The 233-nt window shown below is 70.0% G+C and carries 1 protein-coding gene; it reads left to right on the forward strand.

All coding sequences use genetic code 11. From position 1 onward, the window contains the following. The coding region (locus ACQG3P_RS24540) for a M13-type metalloendopeptidase (protein ID WP_426806503.1) at positions 1–233 on the forward strand (233 nt) is incomplete at both ends.

Consider the following 233-nt stretch of genomic DNA (forward strand, 5'->3'; position numbering starts at 1 on the left):
ACGCGGACCCTGGGCGAGAACATCGGCGCCCTGGGCGGCCAGCCCGTGGCCCACGCCGCGCTGGAGATGGCGCTGCAGGAGAATCCAAAGGCCAATGTCGCCGTGGATGGGCACAGCCAGGACCAGCGCTTCTTCATGAAATCGGCCACCGAGTGGCGCCGCAACTTCACCGACGCCGAACTGCGCGTGCGCAGGACCACCGACACGCAGGCGCCGGCGGACAGCGGTGCCCA

The organism is Stenotrophomonas sp. SrG (assembly GCF_050031795.1).
GTDB lineage: Bacteria > Pseudomonadota > Gammaproteobacteria > Xanthomonadales > Xanthomonadaceae > Stenotrophomonas > Stenotrophomonas rhizophila_A.